The 23,593-nt window shown below is 43.6% G+C and carries 22 protein-coding genes and 4 tRNA genes; 21 read left to right on the top strand and 5 right to left on the bottom strand.

Translation table 11 applies throughout. The annotated features are described in order from the left end of the window. Positions 1-63: 63 nt before the first annotated feature. The 5 genes from MHN30_RS12510 (at position 64) to MHN30_RS12490 (ending at position 6,121) form a co-directional block, all read left to right on the top strand. On the top strand, positions 64-933 hold the full coding sequence (locus MHN30_RS12510; RefSeq protein ID WP_239359831.1) for a LysR family transcriptional regulator: 870 nt from the start codon (positions 64-66) through the stop codon (positions 931-933). 118 nt (positions 934-1,051) lie between these two features. Continuing rightward, positions 1,052-1,915, top strand: coding sequence for a DUF417 family protein (locus MHN30_RS12505; protein ID WP_239359829.1), 864 nt, complete (start codon positions 1,052-1,054; stop codon positions 1,913-1,915). 302 nt (positions 1,916-2,217) lie between these two features. After that, a complete protein-coding gene (ovoA, locus tag MHN30_RS12500; RefSeq protein WP_239359827.1) occupies positions 2,218-4,323 on the top strand; it encodes a 5-histidylcysteine sulfoxide synthase in 2,106 nt (701 codons plus the stop codon). Positions 4,324-4,376: 53 nt separating this feature from the next. Next, positions 4,377-5,483 (top strand): aminotransferase class I/II-fold pyridoxal phosphate-dependent enzyme, encoded by a 1,107-nt coding sequence (locus MHN30_RS12495; RefSeq protein WP_239359825.1) that lies wholly within the window; start codon positions 4,377-4,379, stop codon positions 5,481-5,483. A gap of 74 nt (positions 5,484-5,557) precedes the next feature. After that, entirely contained in the window at positions 5,558-6,121 is a 564-nt protein-coding gene (locus MHN30_RS12490) for a YSC84-related protein (protein WP_010605134.1), read from the top strand. Positions 6,122-6,176: 55 nt separating this feature from the next. Here MHN30_RS12490 and MHN30_RS12485 read toward each other — a convergent pair whose 3' ends face one another. Then, positions 6,177-7,382, bottom strand: coding sequence for a Bcr/CflA family multidrug efflux MFS transporter (locus tag MHN30_RS12485; RefSeq protein ID WP_045989771.1), 1,206 nt, complete (start codon positions 7,380-7,382; stop codon positions 6,177-6,179). Positions 7,383-7,613: 231 nt separating this feature from the next. On the opposite strand from MHN30_RS12485, the gene MHN30_RS12480 reads away from it, so the two are divergent. Next, the gene (locus tag MHN30_RS12480; RefSeq protein ID WP_039497298.1) at positions 7,614-8,411 is read left to right on the top strand and encodes a M48 family metallopeptidase; all 798 of its coding nucleotides are present in this window, start codon (positions 7,614-7,616) and stop codon (positions 8,409-8,411) included. Positions 8,412-8,438: 27 nt separating this feature from the next. Here MHN30_RS12480 and MHN30_RS12475 read toward each other — a convergent pair whose 3' ends face one another. Together MHN30_RS12475 and MHN30_RS12470 are read right to left on the bottom strand one after the other, a co-directional pair. Next, the gene (locus MHN30_RS12475; protein ID WP_130163842.1) at positions 8,439-8,945 is read right to left on the bottom strand and encodes a YgjP-like metallopeptidase domain-containing protein; all 507 of its coding nucleotides are present in this window, start codon (positions 8,943-8,945) and stop codon (positions 8,439-8,441) included. Next, positions 8,945-9,793, bottom strand: a complete 849-nt coding sequence (locus MHN30_RS12470; RefSeq protein ID WP_158299115.1) for a DUF72 domain-containing protein — start codon at positions 9,791-9,793, stop codon at positions 8,945-8,947. The genes MHN30_RS12475 and MHN30_RS12470 overlap by 1 nt, the downstream gene beginning before the upstream one ends. Positions 9,794-9,987: 194 nt before the next feature. Between MHN30_RS12470 and aspS the strand changes: the two genes are divergently transcribed. Beyond that, positions 9,988-11,757 carry an aspartate--tRNA ligase gene (aspS, locus tag MHN30_RS12465; protein WP_239359823.1) on the top strand — a complete coding sequence of 590 codons (1,770 nt, stop codon included), beginning with the start codon at positions 9,988-9,990 and terminating at the stop codon, positions 11,755-11,757. Positions 11,758-11,833: 76 nt separating this feature from the next. On the opposite strand, the gene MHN30_RS12460 is transcribed toward aspS, so the two are convergent. Beyond that, positions 11,834-12,943 (bottom strand): hypothetical protein, encoded by a 1,110-nt coding sequence (locus MHN30_RS12460; RefSeq protein WP_239359821.1) that lies wholly within the window; start codon positions 12,941-12,943, stop codon positions 11,834-11,836. 196 nt (positions 12,944-13,139) lie between these two features. Here MHN30_RS12460 and MHN30_RS12455 point away from each other — a divergent pair, with 196 nt between their 5' ends. Continuing rightward, complete coding sequence (locus MHN30_RS12455; protein WP_239359819.1) at positions 13,140-13,307, top strand: hypothetical protein; 168 nt, start codon at positions 13,140-13,142, stop codon at positions 13,305-13,307. A gap of 61 nt (positions 13,308-13,368) precedes the next feature. On the opposite strand, the gene MHN30_RS12450 is transcribed toward MHN30_RS12455, so the two are convergent. Then, the gene (locus MHN30_RS12450) at positions 13,369-14,475 is read right to left on the bottom strand and encodes a hypothetical protein (RefSeq protein ID WP_239359817.1); all 1,107 of its coding nucleotides are present in this window, start codon (positions 14,473-14,475) and stop codon (positions 13,369-13,371) included. Positions 14,476-14,721: 246 nt separating this feature from the next. On the opposite strand from MHN30_RS12450, the gene ruvC reads away from it, so the two are divergent. The 13 genes from ruvC to MHN30_RS12385 all read left to right on the top strand — a co-directional run bounded on the left by ruvC (position 14,722) and on the right by MHN30_RS12385 (position 23,389). Continuing rightward, positions 14,722-15,243 carry a crossover junction endodeoxyribonuclease RuvC gene (gene ruvC / locus MHN30_RS12445; protein ID WP_010605128.1) on the top strand — a complete coding sequence of 174 codons (522 nt, stop codon included), beginning with the start codon at positions 14,722-14,724 and terminating at the stop codon, positions 15,241-15,243. A 2-nt stretch (positions 15,244-15,245) separates the two neighbouring features. Beyond that, a complete protein-coding gene (gene ruvA / locus MHN30_RS12440) occupies positions 15,246-15,863 on the top strand; it encodes a Holliday junction branch migration protein RuvA (protein WP_010377584.1) in 618 nt (205 codons plus the stop codon). Between the two features lie 2 nt (positions 15,864-15,865). Next, a complete protein-coding gene (gene ruvB, locus MHN30_RS12435) occupies positions 15,866-16,870 on the top strand; it encodes a Holliday junction branch migration DNA helicase RuvB (protein ID WP_010377587.1) in 1,005 nt (334 codons plus the stop codon). A gap of 1,207 nt (positions 16,871-18,077) precedes the next feature. Continuing rightward, positions 18,078-18,782 carry a protein TolQ gene (gene tolQ, locus MHN30_RS12430; RefSeq protein WP_010377591.1) on the top strand — a complete coding sequence of 235 codons (705 nt, stop codon included), beginning with the start codon at positions 18,078-18,080 and terminating at the stop codon, positions 18,780-18,782. Then, positions 18,769-19,197: a protein TolR gene (tolR, locus tag MHN30_RS12425; protein WP_010377593.1), complete on the top strand. Its 429-nt coding sequence runs from the start codon at positions 18,769-18,771 to the stop codon at positions 19,195-19,197. Before tolQ ends, tolR begins: the two co-directional genes overlap by 14 nt. Beyond that, complete coding sequence (gene tolA / locus MHN30_RS12420; RefSeq protein WP_010377595.1) at positions 19,197-20,138, top strand: cell envelope integrity protein TolA; 942 nt, start codon at positions 19,197-19,199, stop codon at positions 20,136-20,138. The genes tolR and tolA overlap by 1 nt, the downstream gene beginning before the upstream one ends. A gap of 9 nt (positions 20,139-20,147) precedes the next feature. Further along, positions 20,148-21,506 carry a Tol-Pal system beta propeller repeat protein TolB gene (gene tolB, locus MHN30_RS12415; RefSeq protein ID WP_039497305.1) on the top strand — a complete coding sequence of 453 codons (1,359 nt, stop codon included), beginning with the start codon at positions 20,148-20,150 and terminating at the stop codon, positions 21,504-21,506. Positions 21,507-21,546: 40 nt separating this feature from the next. Beyond that, positions 21,547-22,080, top strand: a complete 534-nt coding sequence (gene pal, locus MHN30_RS12410) for a peptidoglycan-associated lipoprotein Pal (RefSeq protein ID WP_017215988.1) — start codon at positions 21,547-21,549, stop codon at positions 22,078-22,080. A gap of 12 nt (positions 22,081-22,092) precedes the next feature. After that, positions 22,093-22,848: a tol-pal system protein YbgF gene (gene ybgF / locus MHN30_RS12405; RefSeq protein ID WP_010377599.1), complete on the top strand. Its 756-nt coding sequence runs from the start codon at positions 22,093-22,095 to the stop codon at positions 22,846-22,848. Between the two features lie 149 nt (positions 22,849-22,997). Continuing rightward, positions 22,998-23,073, top strand: a tRNA-Lys gene (locus MHN30_RS12400). Between the two features lie 30 nt (positions 23,074-23,103). After that, positions 23,104-23,179 (top strand) — tRNA-Lys (locus MHN30_RS12395). 29 nt (positions 23,180-23,208) lie between these two features. After that, positions 23,209-23,284: transfer RNA gene (locus MHN30_RS12390), tRNA-Lys, on the top strand. Between the two features lie 29 nt (positions 23,285-23,313). Then, a tRNA-Lys gene (locus MHN30_RS12385) sits at positions 23,314-23,389 on the top strand. Positions 23,390-23,593 lie beyond the last annotated feature (204 nt).

Raw genomic sequence — 23,593 nt, 5'->3', positions numbered from 1 at the left:
CTTGCGCTTTGATTAAGAATATCTGAATATATTTAAATTAGTGTTCAGTAATTCTTAACATCAATGATAACCCTTAAGCAACTCAATGTATTTACGGTAATCGTGCAAGAGCGTTCGATCACGGCCGCAGCGGATAAGCTATGTTTAACTAAGGCTGCTGTTAGCATGGCTCTGGCGGAGTTAGAGCGTCACCTCGAACAACCATTATTCGATCGTGTAAATAATCGATTAATGATAAATCCTGCCGGAGAGTTATTACTACCGCATGCGCATCAAGTGCTTGATAGATGTCGCTTCTTAGAGTCCTTATTTAAAGAAAGCGAGAGGCTATATGGCGAAATTAAAATTGGTGCCAGCGATACCTTAGGCAATCATTTGTTGCCTCCCATGTTAGCGGCTTTTCAGCAGCAAACAGGGCATACACAGCAGCAGTTGTTTATCACCAATACGGCGAAGGTGTGTGCCATGCTTCGTGATTACGAATTAGACATTGGTTTTGTTGAAGGTCGAGTGATAGGCGAAGATTTAGACATCATGCCTTGGTTTGAAGATGAAATGTGTATCGTGAGTGCAATGGACTGTGCGATAACTGACTTTCAAACGCTGATACAAAGTCAATCTCGTTGGTTGTTGCGGGAACAAGGCTCCGGCAGTCGAGAATTTTTCTTGGCGAATATTGCTGCGCAGCTTGCGTCGTGGCGAATCGCGTTTGAGTTAAATTCCACCGAGGCGATTATAAATGGTGTTGCGGCAGGGCTCGGTGTAGCGTGTATCTCAAAATACTCCGCTGAACATGCCATAGCACAGCAACGAATTAAGGCGCTTTCAGGTTTAAAAGCCGCACCGAGGCAGTTTTGGTTGGTGACGCGTAAAGATAAATTTCAAAGCCCAATATTAACGCGACTCATTGACTTTGCGGCGCACTGGCGTTGAACTGGGCTGTCGACCTAACGACTCAACACAGATGGCAATGGGTATAAACTTCACAAACACTGAATGAACTTTCTCAAACCTCGGGTCTTATAGACAATAGCATATTAAGAGGTTAGATATGTCGTTCAGAACTATCGATTATTCTATTTCAGGCGTGTTAGCAGTGAGCTTATTACTGCTTGGCATTTCATTTTTGTTTGGCGCTGGGCCAAGTACCATTTCAGGCACCTTTAGCTTTTACGGGTTAACGGAGTGGGTGCCTGTTGCCACACTTGGTATTGTATTTGGCTTTGCGTTAATGGTTGTCGCGGGTCTAGTCATTTTACAGCAATGTAAGATTATTCCTGCGGCGTGGCCGCTTGCCTTAATCGCCATCATTAGTTTATTTACTCTGCTGACGTTGTTTGCCGAAAACCGCTGGATAGCAGCTCATGGCGGCTTTCCCGTTATTGGTTCTGGGCAAGGGGTCATCAAGTATTTTGCGTTAGTACCCATCGCACTATTTCTCTACTGCCGTTATCAGATCAACACGCGAACGCTCGTATGGGCGAACTATTTCCCCGTGGCATTGGTTTTAGTCTGGATTGGTGGAATGAAATTTCTTGAACTTGAGGCAAAGGCAATCGTGCCGCTAGTGGAAACTTCACCGTTTATGTCTTGGATGTATGAGTTGTTTACCGTGCAAGAAGCCTCAAACGTGATAGGCGTCTATGACGTTTTGATGGCAGGCTTGCTCGGCATTGGCATTTGGTTTAATCAGCGAGTCTTGATTGGCGTCGCAAGCCTTGGGTGTCTTGCGGTATTTGTTATGACACAAAGCTTTTTGTTTACCGCAGCCGGTGCGTTTAGCGACATGAGTTTGCTTGGTGGTTTGGGACAATTTGTGATTAAAGACTTGTGGTTTATCGCCAATATCATGGTGCTGGTGTTTTTGACATTGGAGTCCAGCTCGGTTGAATCTCTAGAGCCAGCGGTCGCGTAAATTTCATTGTGATGCAGCCCCGCTGCCAAAAGAGCGTGACCTTAGTTGCGCTCTTTTTATTTTTATCGCATATGCCAGATGTGCCAAGTGAAGTTTTTTCCGAAAATCGCCCTATCGGCAGTGAAAATTAAATGTGAATAAGTTAAGGTCATAAAAAGTTGATATCAGTGGTCTAAGCTAGATTATCAAACGTATACAGCAAGATGCCATTGGTATTAAGTGGCAAAGTGAGCAAAGTTTAAAAGCTGCATGCATTGAAATGGTGTATGTATCGAAGTAGCAAGTTTAAAGAAGATAATTGTATGGAAAGACCAAATACATTAAAGCCAATCTGGCTTTCAGGTGGCGATGTAGAGAAAAAGCGCGCTGAGATCAAAGCATACTTCAACAATAGCTGGCAGCAGTACGAATCATTATTTAGCAATATCAACAATGACGACGCCTATTTTGTGAAGGCTGAGCGGTTACGGCATCCTCTCATTTTCTATTTCGGTCATACCGCTTGTTTTTACGTTAATAAGTTGATGTTAGGGAAATACATCGCTCAACGCGTTAATCCACACATTGAATCTACCTGTGCAGTTGGCGTAGATGAAATGTCTTGGGACGACCTTGATAGCAATAATTACGATTGGCCAACAGTGCCAGAAGTGCGTGCTTATCGCCAGCAAGTGAATGCACTTATTAATGGGTTAATCGACGAGATGGATATTACTCTACCAATCACTCAAGATAGCCTTGCGTGGGTTGTCCTAATGGGTATTGAACACGAACGTATCCACCTAGAAACCTCTTCTGTAATAATGCGGATGCTGCCGCTGGCTGACTTGACTTTACAACCCGGCTGGGAGGCGTGTGATGAGTACGGTGATACACCTGACAACAACCTAATCTCAGTAAGCGGTTGTAATGTTCGGCTCGGTAAACCTGAATCAAATCAAACCTACGGCTGGGATAACGAATATGGTGTACAAGACGTCAAAGTGGAGCCATTCAAGGCCAGTAAATATGTGGTCTCAAACCAAGAGTTTTTAACCTTTGTCGAAGCTGGTGGCTACAATCAGCCTGAGTTTTGGACGGCTGAAGGTCAAGCTTGGCTGGCTTCAACTAAATCAACCATGCCGCGCTTTTGGGTAAAAAAAGACACAGGCTTTTGGCAACGAAACTTAGCCGAAGAAATCCCGTTACCACTCAATTGGCCAGTTGAGGTTAATTACCTTGAAGCGAAGGCTTTTTGTAACTGGAAATCAGAGCAAAGTGAGCACTTTGTACGCTTACCAACAGAAGCAGAGTGGCAAGTACTACGCGATAAGCTCGATGTTGATCTGCCAACATGGAGTGAAGCGCCGGGAAACATTAACCTTGAGGTATGTGCTTCAAGCTGTCCGGTTAACCGTTTTGAAACTGAAGGTTTATTCGACATCATCGGCAATGTTTGGCAATGGACAGAAAGTCCGATTGACGCATATAGCGGCTTTAAAGTGCATCCATTATACGATGATTTCTCGACACCCACTTTTGACGGTAAACATAATCTGATAAAAGGTGGTTCTTGGATTTCTACAGGTAACGAAGCCGTGCGAGATTCTCGTTATGCCTTTAGACGCCACTTCTTCCAACATGCCGGATTTAGATACATCGAAAGTGAGAGTTCACAAGTGCCAGTGCAAAAGGTCAACTTGTGTGAAATGGATGCGGACGTCGCCAATGCGCTACATAGCCACTACGGTAAGCCTGTTATGCATTTTGGCAACCCATTACAAAGTGTCGTTTCACAGCTAATGGTGCATTATCAAGGTAATACAAATAAAGCGCTGGACTTAGGTTGCTCGGTCGGTCGTGCAAGTTTTGAATTAGCGAAACACTTTGCTCAAGTAGATGGCATTGATTTTACTGCGCGCAATATTCAACACGCGTTGGCCTTAAAAGAAGGCACGCTAGTACGCTTTGCTACCGAGATTGAAGGTGAAATTGTGGACTTCCACGAAGTGTCTACCTCGCAATTGGGATTTAATGAACTCAGTGAGCGTATTCATTTTTGCCAAGGGGATGGGCATAACCTTAAACCACAATTCGCCGAGTATGACTTAATCTTGTGTCATCGTGTTGTGGAATACTTATATTCACCAAAAACCTTTTTAAACCAAATTAAATCGCGCTTGAATGCAGGCGGGATCCTTGCGATAAGCTCAGCCTATCAGTGGGACAAGGCGCTAACCCAAGCACAAAACTGGTTGGGCGGTTATAAGGTCAGTGGTGAGAATGTCACGGGCCGTGATGGTTTAGAAATTTTACTGGGACGAGATTTTGAACTGTTGGCTGAAGATGAAGTAATGTCCGCCATAAGCAAAAACGTACGTAAAGTTGAACTAGAGCGATGCCAACTTACGCTTTGGCGTCTTAAATAGTCGTTGATACCCATGCCAGCCAAAGTGCTGGCATGATTTTTTTAGGTTAAAGAATGGAATTAGTATTACCCGATCACATTAAGTTTAGTCAAAGCTTGGCTGCTCCCATCGATATCAACTTGAGTGATTCCTGCGCTCAAGGCGTCACGCTTGGTGAACTTATTGAGCTTGGTGGCGGCAAAATGCCAGATATTGAACTGGGTTATAACCCGATTGCGGGCAGTGAAAGGCTAAAAGCGGCGATTAAAGCTTATCATCTGCCGACGACTGCATGTGTGGATCTTAATCAAATTGTGACGTTTAGCGGTGCTCAAGAAGCTATTTTCACTACGATGGCGCAATTACTAGACCCACAAGATGAGGTGGTGGTCTGTACGCCAAGTTACCCATCGCTTGCAAAACTCCCCAAACAGTTTGGCGCTATCGTCAACACGGTGCCATTGCGAGAAGAGGACAACTGGCAGGTTGATATAGAAAGACTCAAAAACGCAGTGACGACAAAAACCAAACTCATTATCGTCAATGCCCCTCATAATCCAACGGGCACAGGCTTGACTGACAAAGAAGTTGGACAAATACAGCTGCTAGCAGAGCAGTGTGGTGCTTACATTTTAAGTGATGAAGTATCAGCACAGAGCCATGGCGATGACCGCGCAGTAAGTGGGCGCTTTTCGGCTTATCCGCGGTCGATTACGTTAGGCGTATTATCTAAAAGTATGGGCTTACCTGGGATCCGAGTAGGGTGGGCAATTTGCGGTTCGAAAGCACTAGCAGATGCGCTGTTGGCCGGTAAAAGCTACTTAAGCATTTGTGGCAGTAAAGTGGATGATTTATTGGCGACGACCGCATTACTGCATAGTGAAACTATCTTAGCGCATAATGCGAACATCATTGCAAATAACGTCCAATTGATGCGTGAATTTGTCAGTTTATACTCGCAAAAAGTGACTTGGGTTGAGCCTCGTGGAGGTGTGTTGTCATTGCTGAAGATTAATTCAGTAAGGGACTCTGAAAAGTGGTCACGTCAATTTGCAGAGACCTCAAACACGCTATTGTTACCCGCAAAGTTATTTCTATTGGAGAGCGAGTGCCACTTTCGTTTAGGTACGGGTAAGCGTAACTTTGCCGCTGGTTTGGCAAGGCTCGAAACATACCTCTAAATTAATCCAGCATTCAAACTAAGCGTCTATGATAGGTAGTGTTATTTTCAATTAATGCAGGAAAGGAAAAACCTATGGTAAACGTTAAACATTTAATGGCTGGCTTTTTGGCCGTCATGCTTAGTGCATGTGCTTCAATGGGCGATGGTGACAAGGTTGAAAAGCAACGTGCCATCCTAGATATGAAAAACGATGTACTTACTCAGCTTTACAGCAAAAAGCCAGATACGCGTTCGCAAATTGCGGCAGCGCCGGGCTATGCTGTTTTTTCTAATGCCAATATTAATCTGCTATTTGTTGCAGCTGGAACAGGTTACGGTGTCGTACATGATAATACGGTAGGAAGTAACACTTATATGAATATGGCTGAAGGCGGTGTCGGCCTTGGTCTAGGTGTAAAAGATTATCGTATTGTGATGGTATTCCATACTCCTGAAGCAATGAATAAGTTTGTGACCTCAGGCTGGACGTTTGGCGGAAATGCAGATGCTGCGGCGAAAGCGGCTAAAAAAGGTGCATCGGTAGAAGGCGAAGCCTATTATGGCGATGTTACAGTGTACACCTTTACTGAAAGTGGCTTGGCACTGCAAGCAACAGTAAAAGGCACTAAGTTCTGGAAAGATAAAGAACTAAATTAAGATGATCTAATAACGATTTTAGAGAAAAGCCCCGCAAGTCGGGGCTTTTTGTGTATTATTCTTTGATTTCTGTAGCGTTGACACTTTTCTCAAAACGCCTGTTTAACAATTGGCAGACGATAGTCAGCACAATGGCAGCGAACATAAAGCTTGAGAATGGCAAAGGTGACTCAGGAACCGCGAGTGCAAGTAAAGGGCCGACCAAAGCGCCACTACCAAATCGTAGCGTGCCTATCACCGCGGTTGCGGTACCGGTTTGATGTTCAAAACTCAGTAATATCAGTGCATCAGCGTTGCTGGCAATGATCCCCAAACTCATCATCAAAGGTGCAATGGCAGAAGCGAGCACCCAAACCGAGACTGATTGGCTACTGAGTATGACTAAGATCGTGGAGCAGACGACACCAATCGCGAGACCGATATTGAGCATTCTCCTAGAACCAAGCCTTGGCACTAAACGCGTGTTGGCAAAGTTACCGAGCATCAATGCAATCACATTCATGGCGAATAACACTCCAAACAGCTGCTCCGACACGCCATAATACTCAAGATAAATAAATGAAACTGAGGTTAAAAAACAAAAGAATGCGAATGATGCCAGCATCGAAGAAAGAATATCGTAGCGGGCCTTCTTTTGTGTTAACACAATACGATAGCTTTTTAAGAAAAACGATAAGCTAAGCGGTACATCGGCTTTGGTCGGAATTGCAATACAGAAAAACTGTAATGCGATGATAACGAGTACAGCATAAACCGCTAAAAACCAAAAAATGGCGTGCCAATCAAAGTACAACAAGATCAGCGCACCAAGTGAGGGAGCAATTAGTGGCGCGATCATCATGATCATTGAAACATAAGACATCCCTTTGGCTGTATGCTCTTTGTAATAATAGCGGATCACGCCTGGTACAACGACTGTTGCTGCGGCACCACAAAATGCTTGAACGACCCGTAAGAAGCAAAACATATCGATGTCATTCGTTAGCGCAAGCCCAATTGACGATGCGGTAAAGCCGACCAAGCCCCAAATAGCTAACGTCTGTCTTGAGAATCTATCTGCAAGGGGGCCAAACACCATCATGCCGACAGCATAACCTGCTAAATAGCTACTAAGAGAAACCTGCACTTGCTCAAGCGGGCTATTCAAGCTATCTGCAATCGCGAGCATCGCAGGTAGGTACAAGTCGATAGCCAAAGGCGTTATCGCGACAATACTAGCCAGTAATGGCAAGAGTATTGCTGGGAGTGTTGATGACTTCATATGTTGGTATTGTTACCTTGTTAATGTTAAGCAGAATAAATACACCAATCAGAGACGCTTTATATGAAGATGGAACTCGGTGCACTAGAGTAGAGCAACGAAAAGACGGCGTTCTGATCAGCAGAAGTTCATGAAAAATTTTTTATATTGTACTAAGTTAGTCTCGTTAAGTGACGAAATTGCGGTAAACTTAGAGAAACTTAAGTTATAAAATAAGAAAAGGAACAAGTTATGAAAAAACTGGTTCTCGCGATAGCTGTGGCGGCAACGCTTGCTGGCTGCAAAACATCGCCTACCGGACGCACTCAGTTAGCACTCTATTCCGAGCAGCAAATGGACCAAATGGGTGTTGCAAGCTTTGAACAAATGAAGCAAGAGCAAAAAGTCGATACTGATGCTAAAACCAATCGCTATGTTAAGTGTATTGCAAATGCCTTGATAGCACAACTCCCAACAAACTACGCAAACCAGCAATGGGAAGTCGTGGTCTTTGAAGATGACTCTGCTAATGCATTTGCACTACCCGGCGGTAAAATCGGGGTTCATACGGGGATTCTCAAAGTTGCAGAAAACCAAGATCAACTTGCTGCGGTGATGGGTCATGAAGTAGGGCACGTTATTGCTGAACACGCTAATGAGCGCGTATCGCAAAACAGTGTGTTGCAGTTTGGCCTGCAAGCAGGTGCGGCGGTGCTTGAAATGAATAATATCGAATATCGCAATGCCATTATGCAGGGATTAGGTCTTGGTGCGCAATATGGTGTGGCATTGCCATTTAGCCGCTCTCATGAAAGCGAAGCGGATGTTATCGGCTTAGACCTAATGGCTAAGGCTGGCTTTAATCCAGAAGGCTCGGTTGCGCTTTGGCAAAATATGGCGAAAATGAGCGAACAGCGTCCACCAGAATTTATGTCGACGCACCCTGCGCCTGAAAATCGAATTAAGCAATTACAAGCAAACATGACAACTGCCCAAGCAACCGCTAACAAAGCGCGTACGGGTGGTTTTGCACCAAGCTGTAAACGCTAATTTCTCAAAACACCAATTACCCTTCAGTTAAGTGTAATTGGTGTTGCCTTCCGTTTCACACATCAGCATAAATAGCCGTAACTCTAGCTCAAGTTGATGATAGTGGGGTTCCATATGCTGACAAAGCTTGTAAAACGCCTTGTTATGGTCTTTCTCTTTAAAGTGCGCTAGCTCGTGTACAACCAACGCTCGTAGCACCGCCTCGGGAGCGTATTTTAACTGTGCTGCGATGTGTATTTGATGAGACGTCTTTTGTTTTTGCCCGTGTCGTGTGGTTTTGAACGTATGGGTTCCTAACGCATTCAATACCATATTGTTGCGCTTCTCAAACTTGGCCTGCGATACCCGTGGGGTATTTTTTAAGTATTGCTGTCTTAATCCTTCTACATATTCGTAAAGTAGCTTATCGCTTTTGATTTGATGCGGTTCAGGATAGCGGCTTTTGAAAAAAGCACTGAGTCGCTTGCTCTCTATTAATTGAGTGACTTGAGTCTGGACTTGCTCTGAGTAGTTTAAAAAATAGGGGTGGGACATTAAAACAGCGCCTCTTGCTTTGCTTCTTTTTCAGCGGGGAATGGATTGCTTACTTGATGATGTATCTCTAAATCAGCGATAAATTGTCTTGCTAAAAATGGCGCATCAAAATTGTCTGCGGTATGGAAAAACACATAAGGTGATTTACCTTCGCTGAGCCATTGATTGAGTTTAGTTAACCAAGGCTGATAAAAGTCTCTATTAGACTCAAGCTGAGAGCAACCAACAAATCGCAGAATAGGGCTGTCTCCCGTGGCAATAGCATGCACAGGTAATCGCGGCTTTTTTTGCTGTGCATCTACTATCGCAGGGGTACTGGCAGGCTCGCTAAAAAGTGCGCGAGTATCCATCACGATGCGGTTGTAGTTATTTTCGATTAAATATTGGTTGTATCTGCGCTCAGCATCGCCTTTGCGATAAAAGTCCCAATGCCGTACTTCAACACCAACAGTTAGCGCTTTGGGCAACCAAGATAAAAATTGTCGCATTTTATTTATATGTTCAGGCGCAAACTGCGCAGGTAATTGCAGCATTAATACGCCTAATTTTGGAAACAGCGGCGCCATGTTTTTACACCAAGCCAATAATTCATCTTGGCAGTGGCTAAGTGCCATTTCATGACTAAAGCGCTTAGGAATTTTAAACGTAAAGCGAAAGTCATCGGGCACTTGTTCTAGCCATTTTAATACGGTCTGCGGATTTGGATCGGCATAAAAAGTCGTATTGCCTTCAACGCTATTAAAAATTTGGCCATACTCTTTGAGCATATTTGTGGCACTACAATGGCTGGAAAATACTCGACCTTTCCAGTGTGCGCTACTCCATTGTGGACAACCCAGATACAACATAGTGATCAAAACAACGATTAAATGTGTGAATAGTGTATCAGATCCTTAGATTGAGGATGACAATGCAGCGTATTTTTATATAATTGGCGGTTATTGAAAATGAGTCTTAGCGACTGGCTTACCAATACTGTGAATTCATATTGTGTGGTGAGAAGTGATTAGTCGTAAGAGCAAACTGGACTGACAGGAATTTTATGCGCTCTATATACTGCGGAAAACTAAATAAGAGCCATGTAGATCAGGAAGTTGAACTATGTGGTTGGATCAATAAACGTCGTGACCTTGGCGGCCTAATCTTTGTCGATTTAAGAGATAGAGAAGGGCTTGTGCAAGTGGTATTCGATCCTGAAGTGGAAGGCTTAATGGATAAAGCGAATACGTTGCGCCAAGAGTTCTGTGTTCAGATCAAAGGTGTTGTCCGTGCGCGTCCTGAAAGCCAAGTAAACAAAGACATGGCAACCGGTGAAGTTGAGATCTTAGGCACTGGCTTAACCATTATCAACCGTTCAGAACCATTACCGCTTGACTTCAATCAGCAAAACTCTGAAGAGCGTCGTCTTAAATACCGTTATTTAGACCTACGCCGTCTAGAAATGAGCGATCGCATTAAGATGCGTGCTAAAGCGAGTAGCTTTGTGCGTCGTTTCTTAGATGAAAATGCATTCTTAGACATTGAAACGCCAGTACTAACTAAAGCGACACCTGAAGGTGCACGCGACTATCTAGTACCAAGTCGTGTTCACAAAGGCAGTTTCTATGCGCTACCGCAGTCGCCGCAGCTATTTAAGCAGCTGCTAATGATGTCTGGCTTTGACCGCTACTATCAAATCGTAAAATGTTTCCGTGATGAAGACTTACGTGCAGATCGCCAGCCTGAGTTCACTCAGATAGATATCGAAACGTCATTTATGAGCTCAGATCAAGTTCGTGGCGTGACAGAAAAAATGATCCGTGAAATGTGGCAGTCTTTCCTAGACGTTGATTTGGGTGAGTTCCCTGTGATGCCATACAGCGAAGCGATGAGCAAATATGGTTCAGATAAACCAGACCTACGTAACCCGCTTGAGCTTATCGACGTTGCAGACATCGTAAAAGATGTTGAATTTAAAGTACTAAGCGGCCCTGCGAACGACGAAAAAGGTCGTGTTGCAGTACTGTCAGTACCAGGTGGCGCACAACTTTCACGTAAGCAAATCGATGAATACACTAAGTTTGTAGGTATTTACGGTGCGAAAGGCCTTGCATGGATGAAAGTGAATGACCGTGAGGCGGGTATCGAAGGCGTACAGTCACCAATCGCTAAGTTCTTGAATGAAGAAGTGATCAATGCACTGCTTGAACGCACAGGCGCAAACACAGGTGACATTATTCTATTCGGCGCAGACAAGCGTAATACTGTAAACGAAGCCATGGGCGCGCTACGTCTGAAGATTGGTCTTGATTTAGAAATCACTGATCTAACTAAATGGGCACCACTTTGGGTTGTTGACTTCCCGATGTTTGAAGAAGACGACGAAGGTAACTTACACGCGGTACACCACCCGTTTACTGCGCCTAAAGGCGTAAGTGCTGCGGACCTTGAAGCAAATCCAGCAGGTACACTTTCTGATGCATACGATATGGTACTTAACGGCTACGAAGTCGGTGGCGGTTCGGTTCGTATTCACAACAACGAAATGCAACAGGCGGCGTTTAGGATCCTAGGCATTGAAGAGTCTGAACAGCAAGAGAAGTTTGGTTTCTTACTCGATGCTCTGAAGTATGGCACGCCTCCGCACGCAGGTTTGGCATTCGGTCTTGACCGTTTGGTGATGCTACTGTGTGGCACTGACAACATCCGTGACGTTATTGCGTTCCCTAAAACAACGCAAGCGTCGTGCTTGATGACGGATGCACCAAGCCCTGCAAACCCAGATGCGCTAAAAGAGCTTGCTATCTCAATAGAAAAGCAGTTAGTAGAGTAAGGTGAAGGCGAGTAAGTTCGTCAACCGAATATAAAAGAGGCGACTTAGGTCGCCTCTTCAATTTTTTAAGCACTAACTAAGGACAAGCGCCTTCCATACTAAAATATGGCTTTCCCCATGGGTCATAGTAAGTCCATGTACAGGTTTGAGGACCGCTGATACCACCAAAACCTCGTCCAGGGATCCTATCGTAACCTTTACCAAGGTTGACAGGATCATGTCCGCCGCCGCCGCCACCACCGGCTATACTCGCTTCAAGATGTTGATTTAATACTTCGAGCATACAATTAGAAACGCTAGGGGGTCTCGACGTTCTCAAATCTTTAATCGCATGGCCACCAAGAAAGCTCATGGCTTCGTTAAGCTCAATGTCTAAACCAACACCTCTAGGTCCGGGAAGTACATTATAGACAATAGTATGATTACCGTTTGTAGGGTCATGGAAATTTACACGGGTCGAGCGGTTTATTGGTACATATTGCCAACTGTCAGATAGTGCTGCAGCGCCTCTGCTCACAGAATAGCTTAATGCGGTCATTTGTGTAGTTTCGAAAGAGCCTTTAATGCTACCGTATTCCTGTTCAAGTGCGCTAGCTAGGCTTCGTCGTAAGTTTGCTTTTGCGGTAATATTGTAAGCAAAATTAGCTGCGCGAGTAACTGGCTCATTTTCACAGTTGTTTGGTGACTCTGAAGCTACTGAAATCCGACTTTTAAGGGCCTGAATAAGTAAATTCGATTGTACTGACTTAGACTGATATTCAGCGCTAACTTTAGAGACTGCTCTATCCCAAGCTGCATAATACCTTAATAATTCGTCTGCAAGGTTATTCGCATCAGCCGGTAGGTTTTTTTCTGTCGTATTAAGTATTAACTCGTTACGAAACTTACCTTGGTTTGTGTGGTTGAGTTGGTAGTACCACTTTTGGCCTGAGTTCGCATTAATAATTATTACGTCTCGCGGTTGTGAGTAACACTCTTGAGTATAATCCCAACCGAATGGTCCATTTATCTTACACTCCACCGTAGGTGGATATTTTTTGGCAAAGTCGATGGCATTTCCTGCACTACATGAGTAGCAAATTTCGGTTTGATACTGAGTAATAGCCGCATTTGCAGATACAGAAATGCCCATACCACTAGCTGTTAACGCTCCGTAAAGTAATGCTTTTATCGAGTTTCTTTTCATTGAATTTCCTTTCAGTTCACTCTTAAGTTTATGAAGTTGTTTTTATGTTGTCACGGTGTTTTTATTTTGGAAACATTATGATTGTGCTCTATCTAAATTACCAATACCTCACCTAACTGGTATTAAAATGATGATAGTTAGGCAAACCGAAAAACTTAAGTTGGTAAAGCAGAGTAGGGTTACAACTTAACTGGTAATGCTACTGTGTGGCACTGACAATATTCGTGATGTGATTGCATTCCCGAAAACAACGCAAGCGTCGTGCTTGATGACGGATGCGCCAAGCCCTGTAAACCCAGATGCGCTAAAAGAGCTTGCTATCTCGATAGAAAAGCAACTAGCAGAGCAAGGTGAAGGCGAGTAAGTTCGTCAACCGAATATAAAAGAGGCGACTTAGGTCGCCTCTTCAATTTTTTAAGCACTAACTAAGGACAAGCGCCTTCCATACTAAAATATGGCTTGCCCCACGGGTCATAGTAAGTCCATGTACAGGTTTGAGGACCGCTGATACCACCAAAACCTCGTCCAGGGATCCTATCGTAACCTTTACCAAGGTTGACAGGATCATGTCCGCCGCCACCGCCACCGGCTATACTCGCTTCAAGATGTTTATTTAATACTTCAAGCATACAGTTAGAAACGTTAGCAGGTCTCGACCTTCTCATATCTTTAATTCTACTGCCGCCAAGAAAAGACGTATGTTCTGCAAGCTCAAAGTCTAGTCCTGTCCCTCTTGGGCCTTTGAAAATGTCGTAGACTATGATGTGATCTCCGTTGACGGAATCTGCAAATGTTACACTCACTGAGCGAGTTTCAGGCACATACTGCCAGCTCCCGCCAAGCCCTACACCACCTTTACTCACAGAAAAGTTGAGTGCGGTCATTTGCTTTGTTTCAAATGCCCCGTCAACACTTCCGTACTCTTGTTGAAATTTATTTACTAAGCTTTTATGCAAGTTTGCTCTTGCTTTTACATCATAAGCAAAGTGGGCTGCGCGGGTGATCGGCTCGTTTTCACAGTTATTCGGCGATGCTGAAGCTGTTGAAAATCTCTGCGTAAGCGCCTCTGAGAGGAAAGCTGTTTGCATCGTTTGAGATTGATACTGGTCATTCACTAGTGACACTGCTCTATCCCAAGCTGCATAATACCTTAATAATTCGTCTGCAAGGTTATTCGCATCAGCTGGTAGGTTTTTTTCTGTTGTATTAAGTGTTAACTCGTTACGAAACTTACCTTGGTTTGTGTGGTTGAGTTGGTAGTACCACTTTTGGCCTGAGTTCGCATTAATAATTAGTACGTCTCGCGGTTGTGAGTAACACTCTTGAGTATAATCCCAACCGAATGGTCCATTTATCTTACACTCCACCGTAGGTGGATATTTTTTGGCAAAGTCGATGGCATTTCCTGCACTACATGAGTAGCAAATTTCGGTTTGATACTGAGTAATAGCCGCATTTGCAGATACAGAAATCCCCATACCACTAGCTGTTAACGCTCCGTAAAGTAATGCTTTTATCGAGTTTCTTTCCATTGAATTTCCTTTTAGTTCACTCTTAAGTTTATGAAGTTGTTTTTATGTTATCACGGTGTTTTTATTTTGGAAACATTATGATTGTGCTCTATCTAAATTACCAATACCTCACCTAACTGGTATTAAAATGATGATAGTTAGGCAAACCGAAAAACTTAAGTTGGTAAAGCAGAGTAGGGTTACAACTTAACTGGTAATCTATACAGTATTTTGGCATTATAACCAAAAAACCAAGAGACGATGCGTTTGGCTGTCATTTTAGGAATTGATCCGGGGTCAAGATTTACAGGCTATGGTGTGATTGCTCATCAAGGTGCAAAGTTCCAATATTTGGGGAGCGGTTGCATTAAAGTTGGTGAACATGACTTTCCCACTCGATTAAAAATGATCTATCAAGGGATCACACAGCTCATAGAGCAGTTTTCGCCGAGCGACTTTGCGATTGAGCAAGTGTTCGTTGCGCATAATCCAAGTTCAGCCTTAAAACTTGGTCAAGCGCGAGGTGCGGCCATTGTTGCAGCGACCATGCAGTCAGTGGTTGTGAGTGAATATTCGGCAAGGCAAGTTAAACAAGCCGTTGCGGGTACCGGTGGTGCAGACAAAGCCCAAGTACAGGAAATGGTAAAGCGCATATTAAAGCTGCCTGGCACACCCCAAGCTGATGCTGCAGATGCGTTGGCGGTGGCGATTTGTCACGCGCACTCAAGGCAAAACTTAATAAAAATGGCAGGCGCAGCGCGTAAAACCGTAAGAGGAAGGTTGAGATAACCATGATAGGAAAATTAAGCGGAACACTGTTAGAAAAGCAGCCACCAGAGATATTAATTGATGTTGCAGGTGTAGGTTATGAAGTGCAAATGCCTATGACTTGTTTTTATGAATTACCGAGCGTGGGCGAGCCGGTTTCAGTATTTACTCACTTTGTAGTACGTGAAGATGCGCAGTTACTGTTTGGTTTTAATACCAAGATCGCACGTGCATTGTTTAGAACGTTAATTAAAGCGAACGGAGTCGGTCCAAAGCTCGGACTTGCAATTTTGTCTGGCATGTCTGCAGAGCAATTTGTTAGCTGCGTGAATCATGGCGATGCAACGACTTTGGTTAAGATCCCAGGTGTTGGTAAAAAGACCGCTGAGCGCCTAGTGCTTGAAATGAAAGATAAGCTAAAAGACTTTGGCAATGACTTACTCACACCGTTTAGCGATGCTGCTGTACTTGCGCCGCAAGAGCATCCGACGGTAAGTGATACCCCAGCAGATGAAGCAATTGCAGCCTTAATGGCATTAGGGTATAAACAAGTTCAAGCACAAAAAGCGGTAAAAGCCGTAAACAGAGAAGGCATGACGACCGAGAGTATCATTAAAGACGCTCTTAAATCGATGATGTAACTATGATTGAAGCAGATAGATTAATTGAACCTGAGATCCAAGGTAATGAAGATTTAGTTGATAGGGCGATTAGACCTAAATTACTAAATGATTATACTGGTCAGCCACATGTCAAAAAGCAAATGGAAATTTTTATTGCGGCGGCACGTTCAAGACAGGAAGCCTTAGATCACTTGCTGATATTTGGTCCGCCGGGTTTAGGTAAAACCACGCTTGCGAACATTGTCGCAAACGAGCTTGAGGTTAATATTAAAACCACCTCGGGACCTGTGCTTGAAAAAGCAGGGGATTTAGCTGCGTTGCTCACTAACCTTGAAGAAGGGGATGTGTTATTTATTGATGAGATCCATCGTTTAAGTCCTCAGGTGGAAGAAATTCTCTATCCTGCGATGGAAGACTATCAATTGGACATCATGATTGGTGAAGGCCCTGCAGCACGCTCAATTAAACTGGATTTACCACCTTTTACTTTGGTTGGCGCAACGACACGTGCCGGCTCGTTAACCTCACCATTGAGAGACCGCTTTGGTATTGTGCAGCGCTTGGAGTTTTACTCGGTTGCGGATTTGTCTTCGATTGTGACTCGCTCAGCGTATCATTTAAATCTAGAGATCAGCGAGTCGGGCGCAACTGAAGTGGCGCGTCGAGCGCGCGGTACACCACGAATAGCAAATCGTTTACTACGCAGGGTAAGAGACTTTGCTGAAGTGAAGGGCGATGGCTCTATCACTGAAGAGATTGCGCACTTAGCGCTGGATATGGTCGATGTTGATAAATGTGGCTTCGATTATATGGACCGCAAATATCTGCTGGCAATCATAGAAAAGTTTACTGGTGGCCCGGTTGGTCTGGATAACCTTGCTGCGGCAATTGGAGAAGAAAAAGAAACCATCGAAGATGTGATAGAACCATTTTTGATCCAACAAGGCTTTATTCAACGCACGCCAAGAGGACGTATTGTCTCTGACAAAGCCTATATGCATTTTGAGCTAAGCAAGCCAGAATGATCTAAGTTGGGTAATAAACACCTTTATTCTTCATAATAGCCGAGTATTCACTCGGCTATTTCATTTCTACACTCACTTATTGCTAATCGCGTTTGCACAAATCTATTATTTTGTGTCAGCTAAATTCAGGCAAGATCCATCACTGCTGAAGTAATTTACCTGAGCTTCGGATAATTAATGCCTTTCTAGCAGCCAGTTTTAGCGCTAACTGCGTTGAATTCACTTCCAATAGCCAGCTATTGGTGCGTAAATTCGCCTAGTTTCCCCCTAAAACTTTCTGGCTAGACAAGGAGGTAAATTAAGTTGCCCCTTAACAACAAGGAGTGAGAACCTTTCTTATCTAAACCTCAGGTAAATTTATCTCGACCTGTGTGGGCTATACCGTTGCTTAAACTATTTGTAGATTGTCTCGTCCTTTAAACCAAGCGCTAAATAAAAACCGCAAAATGACCGAGTGTTAAAGAAAATGTGGAGCGTAATAAGGAGCTCGCACCAAATTTCAGGCAAAAAAAAGCCCGCAAATAATGCGGGCAAAACAACAAGTTGAAGGAAGTAATCCAGGGAACAAGATGAGTTACTTTGGGTTTTATCCACAAAATGCATCATCTAAGCAATACGAAAAATCAGAATCCTATTGCAAGTAACTGTGCTTTGCTGAAACTTCAGCTGCTCGCTCAGTACAGGGTGTATATTAAAGAGGTTTTAGTTTTTCATCAAACTAGAAAAATTCTTTTTTCAGATAAAAAAAACTAATATCAGAATTTTTGTTGAGGTTAAAAAGTGAGCTTAAACGTGGTGATGTATTTGTGTAAGTTTATGTAAAATATAGTTTTGTATGTTAAATGCGCAAAATGTAAATATTAGATAATCTGTTGTTAATTGGTAAGACCAATCTGTTTTTTGAGGTTTTATTCTCTATTTGTGCATAAAACTCCTATTTTATGCAGTTTTGAGTCATATTTAGAGACTGTGATGGAGATTGTCGAATTTGCTTAAGTTTGGGTAAAGCAAAGGGAGTTAAACTGTTTAGCTCTATTTATCGTCAAATACAATGAATTCGCAGTATTGAGATTGTAAGGTATTTATAGTGTGGTTAAACTAGCTGAACCTTTTGGTAGTAAATCTAGTCTATCTCTAGATATTGCTCGGTAGAGCGCAAGAATATAAATGGCTACCATTGCCGAAACACTTTTGGGAGTATAATAACGTGGAATCGGGACTAAATTTTGTCGATCTAATTTTAAAAGCCAGCTTTTTGGTACAACTTGTTATGTTGACCCTGGTGGGATTGTCTATTGCTTCTTGGGCAATTATTTTTCAACGTAAAACTGTCATTTCTCAAGCCCAAAGCCAATCAAAGAATTTCGAGCAAAAATTTTGGTCCGGTATGGATCTTAGCAAACTCTATAATGAAATAGCTGCAAGGACTGGTAGCGCGTCAGGACTAGAAGCGCTATTTGTATCTGGCTTTAAAGAGTTTGCAAAGCATAAAAAAGGCAATATCCAATCCCCTTCAATTGTTGTTGAAGGTACTCACCGTTCAATGCGTGTCGCGCTTTCTCGTGAAATCGAAAAGTTAGAATCAAGCCTTTCTTTTTTAGCAACAGTTGGCTCTATCAGTCCTTACATCGGTCTTTTTGGTACCGTTTGGGGGATCATGAATGCTTTCATCGCGCTTGGCGAAGTGAAACAAGCGACACTGCAAATGGTTGCACCAGGTATTGCTGAGGCGTTGATTGCAACAGCCATGGGTCTGTTTGCGGCAATTCCAGCGGTTATGGCGTATAACCGATTTGCCAAAAATGTAGAAAAGCTAGAAACTCAGTACATTAACTTTATGGAAGAGTTCGCTAATATTCTTTATCGTCAGGCTGCAACACAAGTAGAGGCAAAACAAAATGTATCAGCGTAAGAGACGTCGTCCCGTTGCGGAGATCAACGTCGTTCCTTATATTGATGTTATGTTGGTGCTGTTAATCATTTTTATGGCAACGGCTCCACTTATCCAGCACGGCGTAAAAGTAGACTTACCTCAGATGGAAGAGTCTGAATTGGTTGAAACCAAAGACTCGCCACCGATTATTGCCACCATTGATGCTGAAGGTCGCTATTTTGTGACTGTTGGTACGGACCCTGAAGCACCAATGGATGCAGTAGAAGTAGCTGCGGTGATTAAACTTAAGTTAGAACAAAATCCAGATACCCCTGTAATGATTAAAGGTTCAGGCAGAGTGTCGTATCAAGAAGTACTTTATTTAATGGACTTCTTGAAAAAAGCGGGTGTTCCTTCTGTTGGCCTAATGACTAAATCATTTGAGGATGAGTAATGAGTTCATTATCTAGCAGCGTAGTTAAGTCAGTATTGCTTCATGGCGCAATTGGCGGTCTGCTATTTGCTACGGCAAATTTTCAAGTTGATACACCTACTGTGATGGAAGTCACCTTAAATCCACAGCAAAAAGATCAAAAGCCTGAAAGGGCGGTTTCTGCGGTGTCGGTTGATCAGCAAGCGGTTGAGAAAAAGATTGCGGATTTAAAAAAGCGTGAAGAAGAAAAGCAAGCTGCTGAAGATCGCCGTATTCGCGATCTTGAACAGCGTGCGCAGCAAGCTAGAAAAGACCGTGAAGCCGAAGCGCGGCGCATTAAAAAGCTGGAGCAAGAGCGTCAAGCTAAGTTGGAAGAGACTCGCCAAGCTGAGGCGCAAGCCAAACGCGCTCGCGAAATTGAGAAAAAGCAACGTGAGCAGGCTGATAAAGCGAGGGCTGAAAAAGCCGCTGCGGAAGAAGCTGCTAAAAAGGCTGCAGCCCAGCGTCAAGCTGAGGAAGATCGCTTAAGAAAAGCTGAAGAGGCGAGGAAACGTCGCGAAGCTGAGGAAAAACGAAAAGCGGAAGAAGCGGAGCGTCAACGTCAAAAGGCACTTGAAGAACAAATGCTGCGTGACCAGCTTGCGAAAGAGCAGGCAGCAAGAGCGAAGATCCGTCAGCAGCAAGTATTGAGCGAAGTGGATAAGTTTAAAGCACTTATCATGCAACGCATTCAAGCCAACTTGCTTATCGATGAAACAATGAAAGGTAAACAATGCCGAGTAAACATTCGCCTAGCCTTTAACGGCCTTGTGACGCATGTAGAGTCATTGGGCGGCGACAAGCTAGTTTGTGAAGCTGCGATCCGTGCTGTGAAAATGGCCGATACTTTACCTGTTTCTAAAGATAAAGACGTGTTTGAGCAGCTTAAGAATATCAATTTAACAATTAAACCAAATTTTTAAAGGACGAACATGCTAAAGAAGTTCACAACCTTATTGCTGGTTTTTACTCTGGGTGTATCACAGTTTGCGCAAGCCGCACTTGAAATTGTGATAACAGAAGGGGTAGACAGTGCCAGACCCATCGCAATTGTACCATTTAAATATAATGGCACTGGTGAAATGCCGTCGAGTTTAAGTGACGTTATTTCTGCGGACTTGATGCGCAGCGGTAAATTTAAGCCTGTTGCCGAGGCTGACATGCCTCAATTACCAACCACTGACTCGGAAATCGACTACGCTGCATGGGTTGATGCGGGGGTTGAAGCGGTAGTTGTAGGCACCGTGACCCAGCAATCTGCTGGACGCTACTTGGTAAAGTATGAACTGATTGACGTGATCAGAGCACAGCTTACTGGTGGTGAAACTCGCATTATGTCAAATGGTCGCTTAATGCAAAGCGACGATCATGTACTTGAAGGACGCCAAAGCATTGTCAGCAGTACAGGCTTTAGAAACTATGCGCACCAAATCAGTGATGTAGTATATGAAGCCTTAACAGGTGAAAGAGGCGCATTTAGAACTAAGATTGCCTACGTCATCGTACGTGACGGCCAAGATAAGCCATACCAGTTAGTTGTTGCCGATTATGACGGTTACAACGAGCAGGTGTTATTGCGCTCCAAAGAGCCGTTAATGTCTCCTGCATGGTCGCCGGATGCAAACAAACTTGCGTACGTGACTTTTGAAAATCGCCAATCGCAAATCTACATTCAAGACATTTACACTGGGAAACGCGAACTTGTCACAAGTCACCCAGGTATTAATGGCGCACCACAGTTTTCTCCTGATGGAACTAAATTACTTGCAGTACTCTCTAAGGATGCAGGTGGAGCGACAGAAGTATATCTAATTGACCTGAAAACTCGTCAAGAAACACGCTTAACTCGTCATCGTAGTATAGATACTGAGCCTTCTTGGCATCCAAACGGTCAAGAAATTGTGTATACATCTGAAAGGGGTGGTAATGCTCAGATTTATAAGTTAAATTTAAAAACTGGTAGGTCTAAGCGAGTTACGTTCGACGGCGACATGAACTTAGCAGGTTCGATCACACCAGATGGTAAACGTCTGATTATGGTTAACCGTACGCTGGGCCGTTACCACATTGCGAAAAAAGAATTAGATTCCGGGCTGTTTCAAGTGCTAACTCGTACGAGACTAGATGAGTCTCCGAGTATTGCACCAAATGGTTCGATGATAATATACAGCACCTTGCACAATAATAAGCAGGTATTGGCATTGGTGTCTATGGATGGTCGTTTCAAGGCAAGGTTACCTGTCTTGGACGGTCAAGTTAAGGCACCAGCCTGGTCGCCGTTTTTACAGTAATTTTGCTGGTTAGATTTATAAAGATATAGGAATATACTCGATGCAACTTAACAAAACTCTAAAAGCCTTAATGGTCGCGTTGCCAGTGATGACACTTGCAGCATGTAGCTCATCTTCAAGTGTTGATGAGGGCGCGGCTAGCGAAAGCAACCAAGCGGCAACCACACAAGACAACACTGTTGATGTAAACACTATGTCTCGCGAGAAATCTGCTGAAGAAAAACTACGTGAGAAATATGAAGCCCTACGTCAAGAACAGATCGTTTACTTCGATTTCGATAAATCTACTATTCAAAGCAAATATGCTGAACTACTTCAAGCGCACGCTGATTTCCTAGTGAAAAACCCAAGCGTGAAAGTACTTGTTGAAGGTCACGCTGATGAGCGTGGTACGCCAGAGTACAACATCGCACTAGGTGAGAGCCGTGGTAAATCAGTGGCTAAATACCTTCAAAGCCTTGGTGTTTCTGACAGCCAAATCTCTGTAGTGAGCTATGGTGAAGAAAAACCAATGATTAAGTCACGTACAGAAGAAGCGTTCGCTAAGAACCGTCGCGCGGTATTAGTGTACTAAGAAAGAGTTATTATGAAGCCGAATACTATTTTGGCAGCATTCTTACTCATGAGCGGGAGCGCCCAAGTTTGGGCTGCTCCCGCTCCTGTTTCAGAAGCTGCAAATTCAAATCAAACACTAGAAGAACGTGTCTCTCAACTTGAGAGTATGATGAGAACCCGCAATTTGCTGCAGGCTGAGTTACAGCAACAGCTTAATCTTTTGCAAGAAGAAGTAAGCCAAGTGCGTGGTGTGACAGAAGAGCAGAGCTATAAGCTTGAAAAAGTGCTACAACGTCAACGTGAGTTATATCAAGAGATTGAAAATCGCGTTAGCCAAGCTTATGACCAGTCACAATCTACCGCAGCTGCGGTAACGCCTGATGTTACGCCAGAGCAAGCATTCAGCAGTAATCTGTCTGAGAATGAAGCGTACGACCGTACTGTAAACATGATAATGAAGGATAAGCGCTACGACGCGGCGATCCCTGAGTTTCAAAGTTTCTTGCAGCAGTATCCAAACTCAGTATATGTGCCGAACGCGCATTACTGGTTAGGTCAGCTATTCTTAATAAAATCTGACGATGGTAAAGCTAAGTCTCATTTTGCAACCGTTGTTGATAATTTCCCTGAATCGAATAAACGTCCAGAAGCGATGTTAAAGCTGGGTACTATTTTACATAAACAGGGACAAGCTGCTGAAGCGAAGACACTCCTTAATAAATTGATTAAAGAGTATCCAAGTACGACTCCTGCAAAATTGGCAACAGAGCGTTTAGCGAAGATGTAATTATCACTTTTTGAGCTGAGTGCCTTAAAATTAGGCGCTTAGTCATAAAAAGTGAAAAAAACTAGCTATTTCAGTTGCACTCAAAATTTAAATAAGTATTATAAGCGCCCGCAGCAGGCGATTGGTAACAAAAAACTGCTGCGTTAAGTGGGTCATTAGCTCAGTTGGTAGAGCAGTGGACTTTTAATCCATTGGTCGATGGTTCGAGTCCATCATGACCCACCACTTTACAAGCTTTAGAATTCATATTTGAGCGGGTCATTAGCTCAGTTGGTAGAGCAGTGGACTTTTAATCCATTGGTCGATGGTTCGAGTCCATCATGACCCACCACTTATAAGCTTGCGAATTCGATTTTGAGCGGGTCATTAGCTCAGTTGGTAGAGCAGTGGACTTTTAATCCATTGGTCGATGGTTCGAGTCCATCATGACCCACCACTTACAAGCTTACGAATTCGATTTTGAGCGGGTCATTAGCTCAGTTGGTAGAGCAGTGGACTTTTAATCCATTGGTCGATGGTTCGAGTCCATCATGACCCACCACTTACAAGCATATGAATTCGATTTTGAGCGGGTCATTAGCTCAGTTGGGTGAAAAAAGACCGAAGCAACGCTTCGCAGCTTTTTGAACGCGAGTCAGGACGACGAGCCGGAACACCTCTTCAGGATGAATCAATGGCACTTTTAATGCTTGAGCGGGTCATTAGCTCAGTTGGTAGAGCAGTGGACTTTTAATCCATTGGTCGA

It is taken from the genome of Pseudoalteromonas sp. OF7H-1 (assembly GCF_022347825.1).
Taxonomy (GTDB): domain Bacteria; phylum Pseudomonadota; class Gammaproteobacteria; order Enterobacterales; family Alteromonadaceae; genus Pseudoalteromonas; species Pseudoalteromonas maricaloris.
Note: the sequence above shows the minus strand (reverse complement) of the source record. Positions and strands in the feature narration are given on the sequence as shown.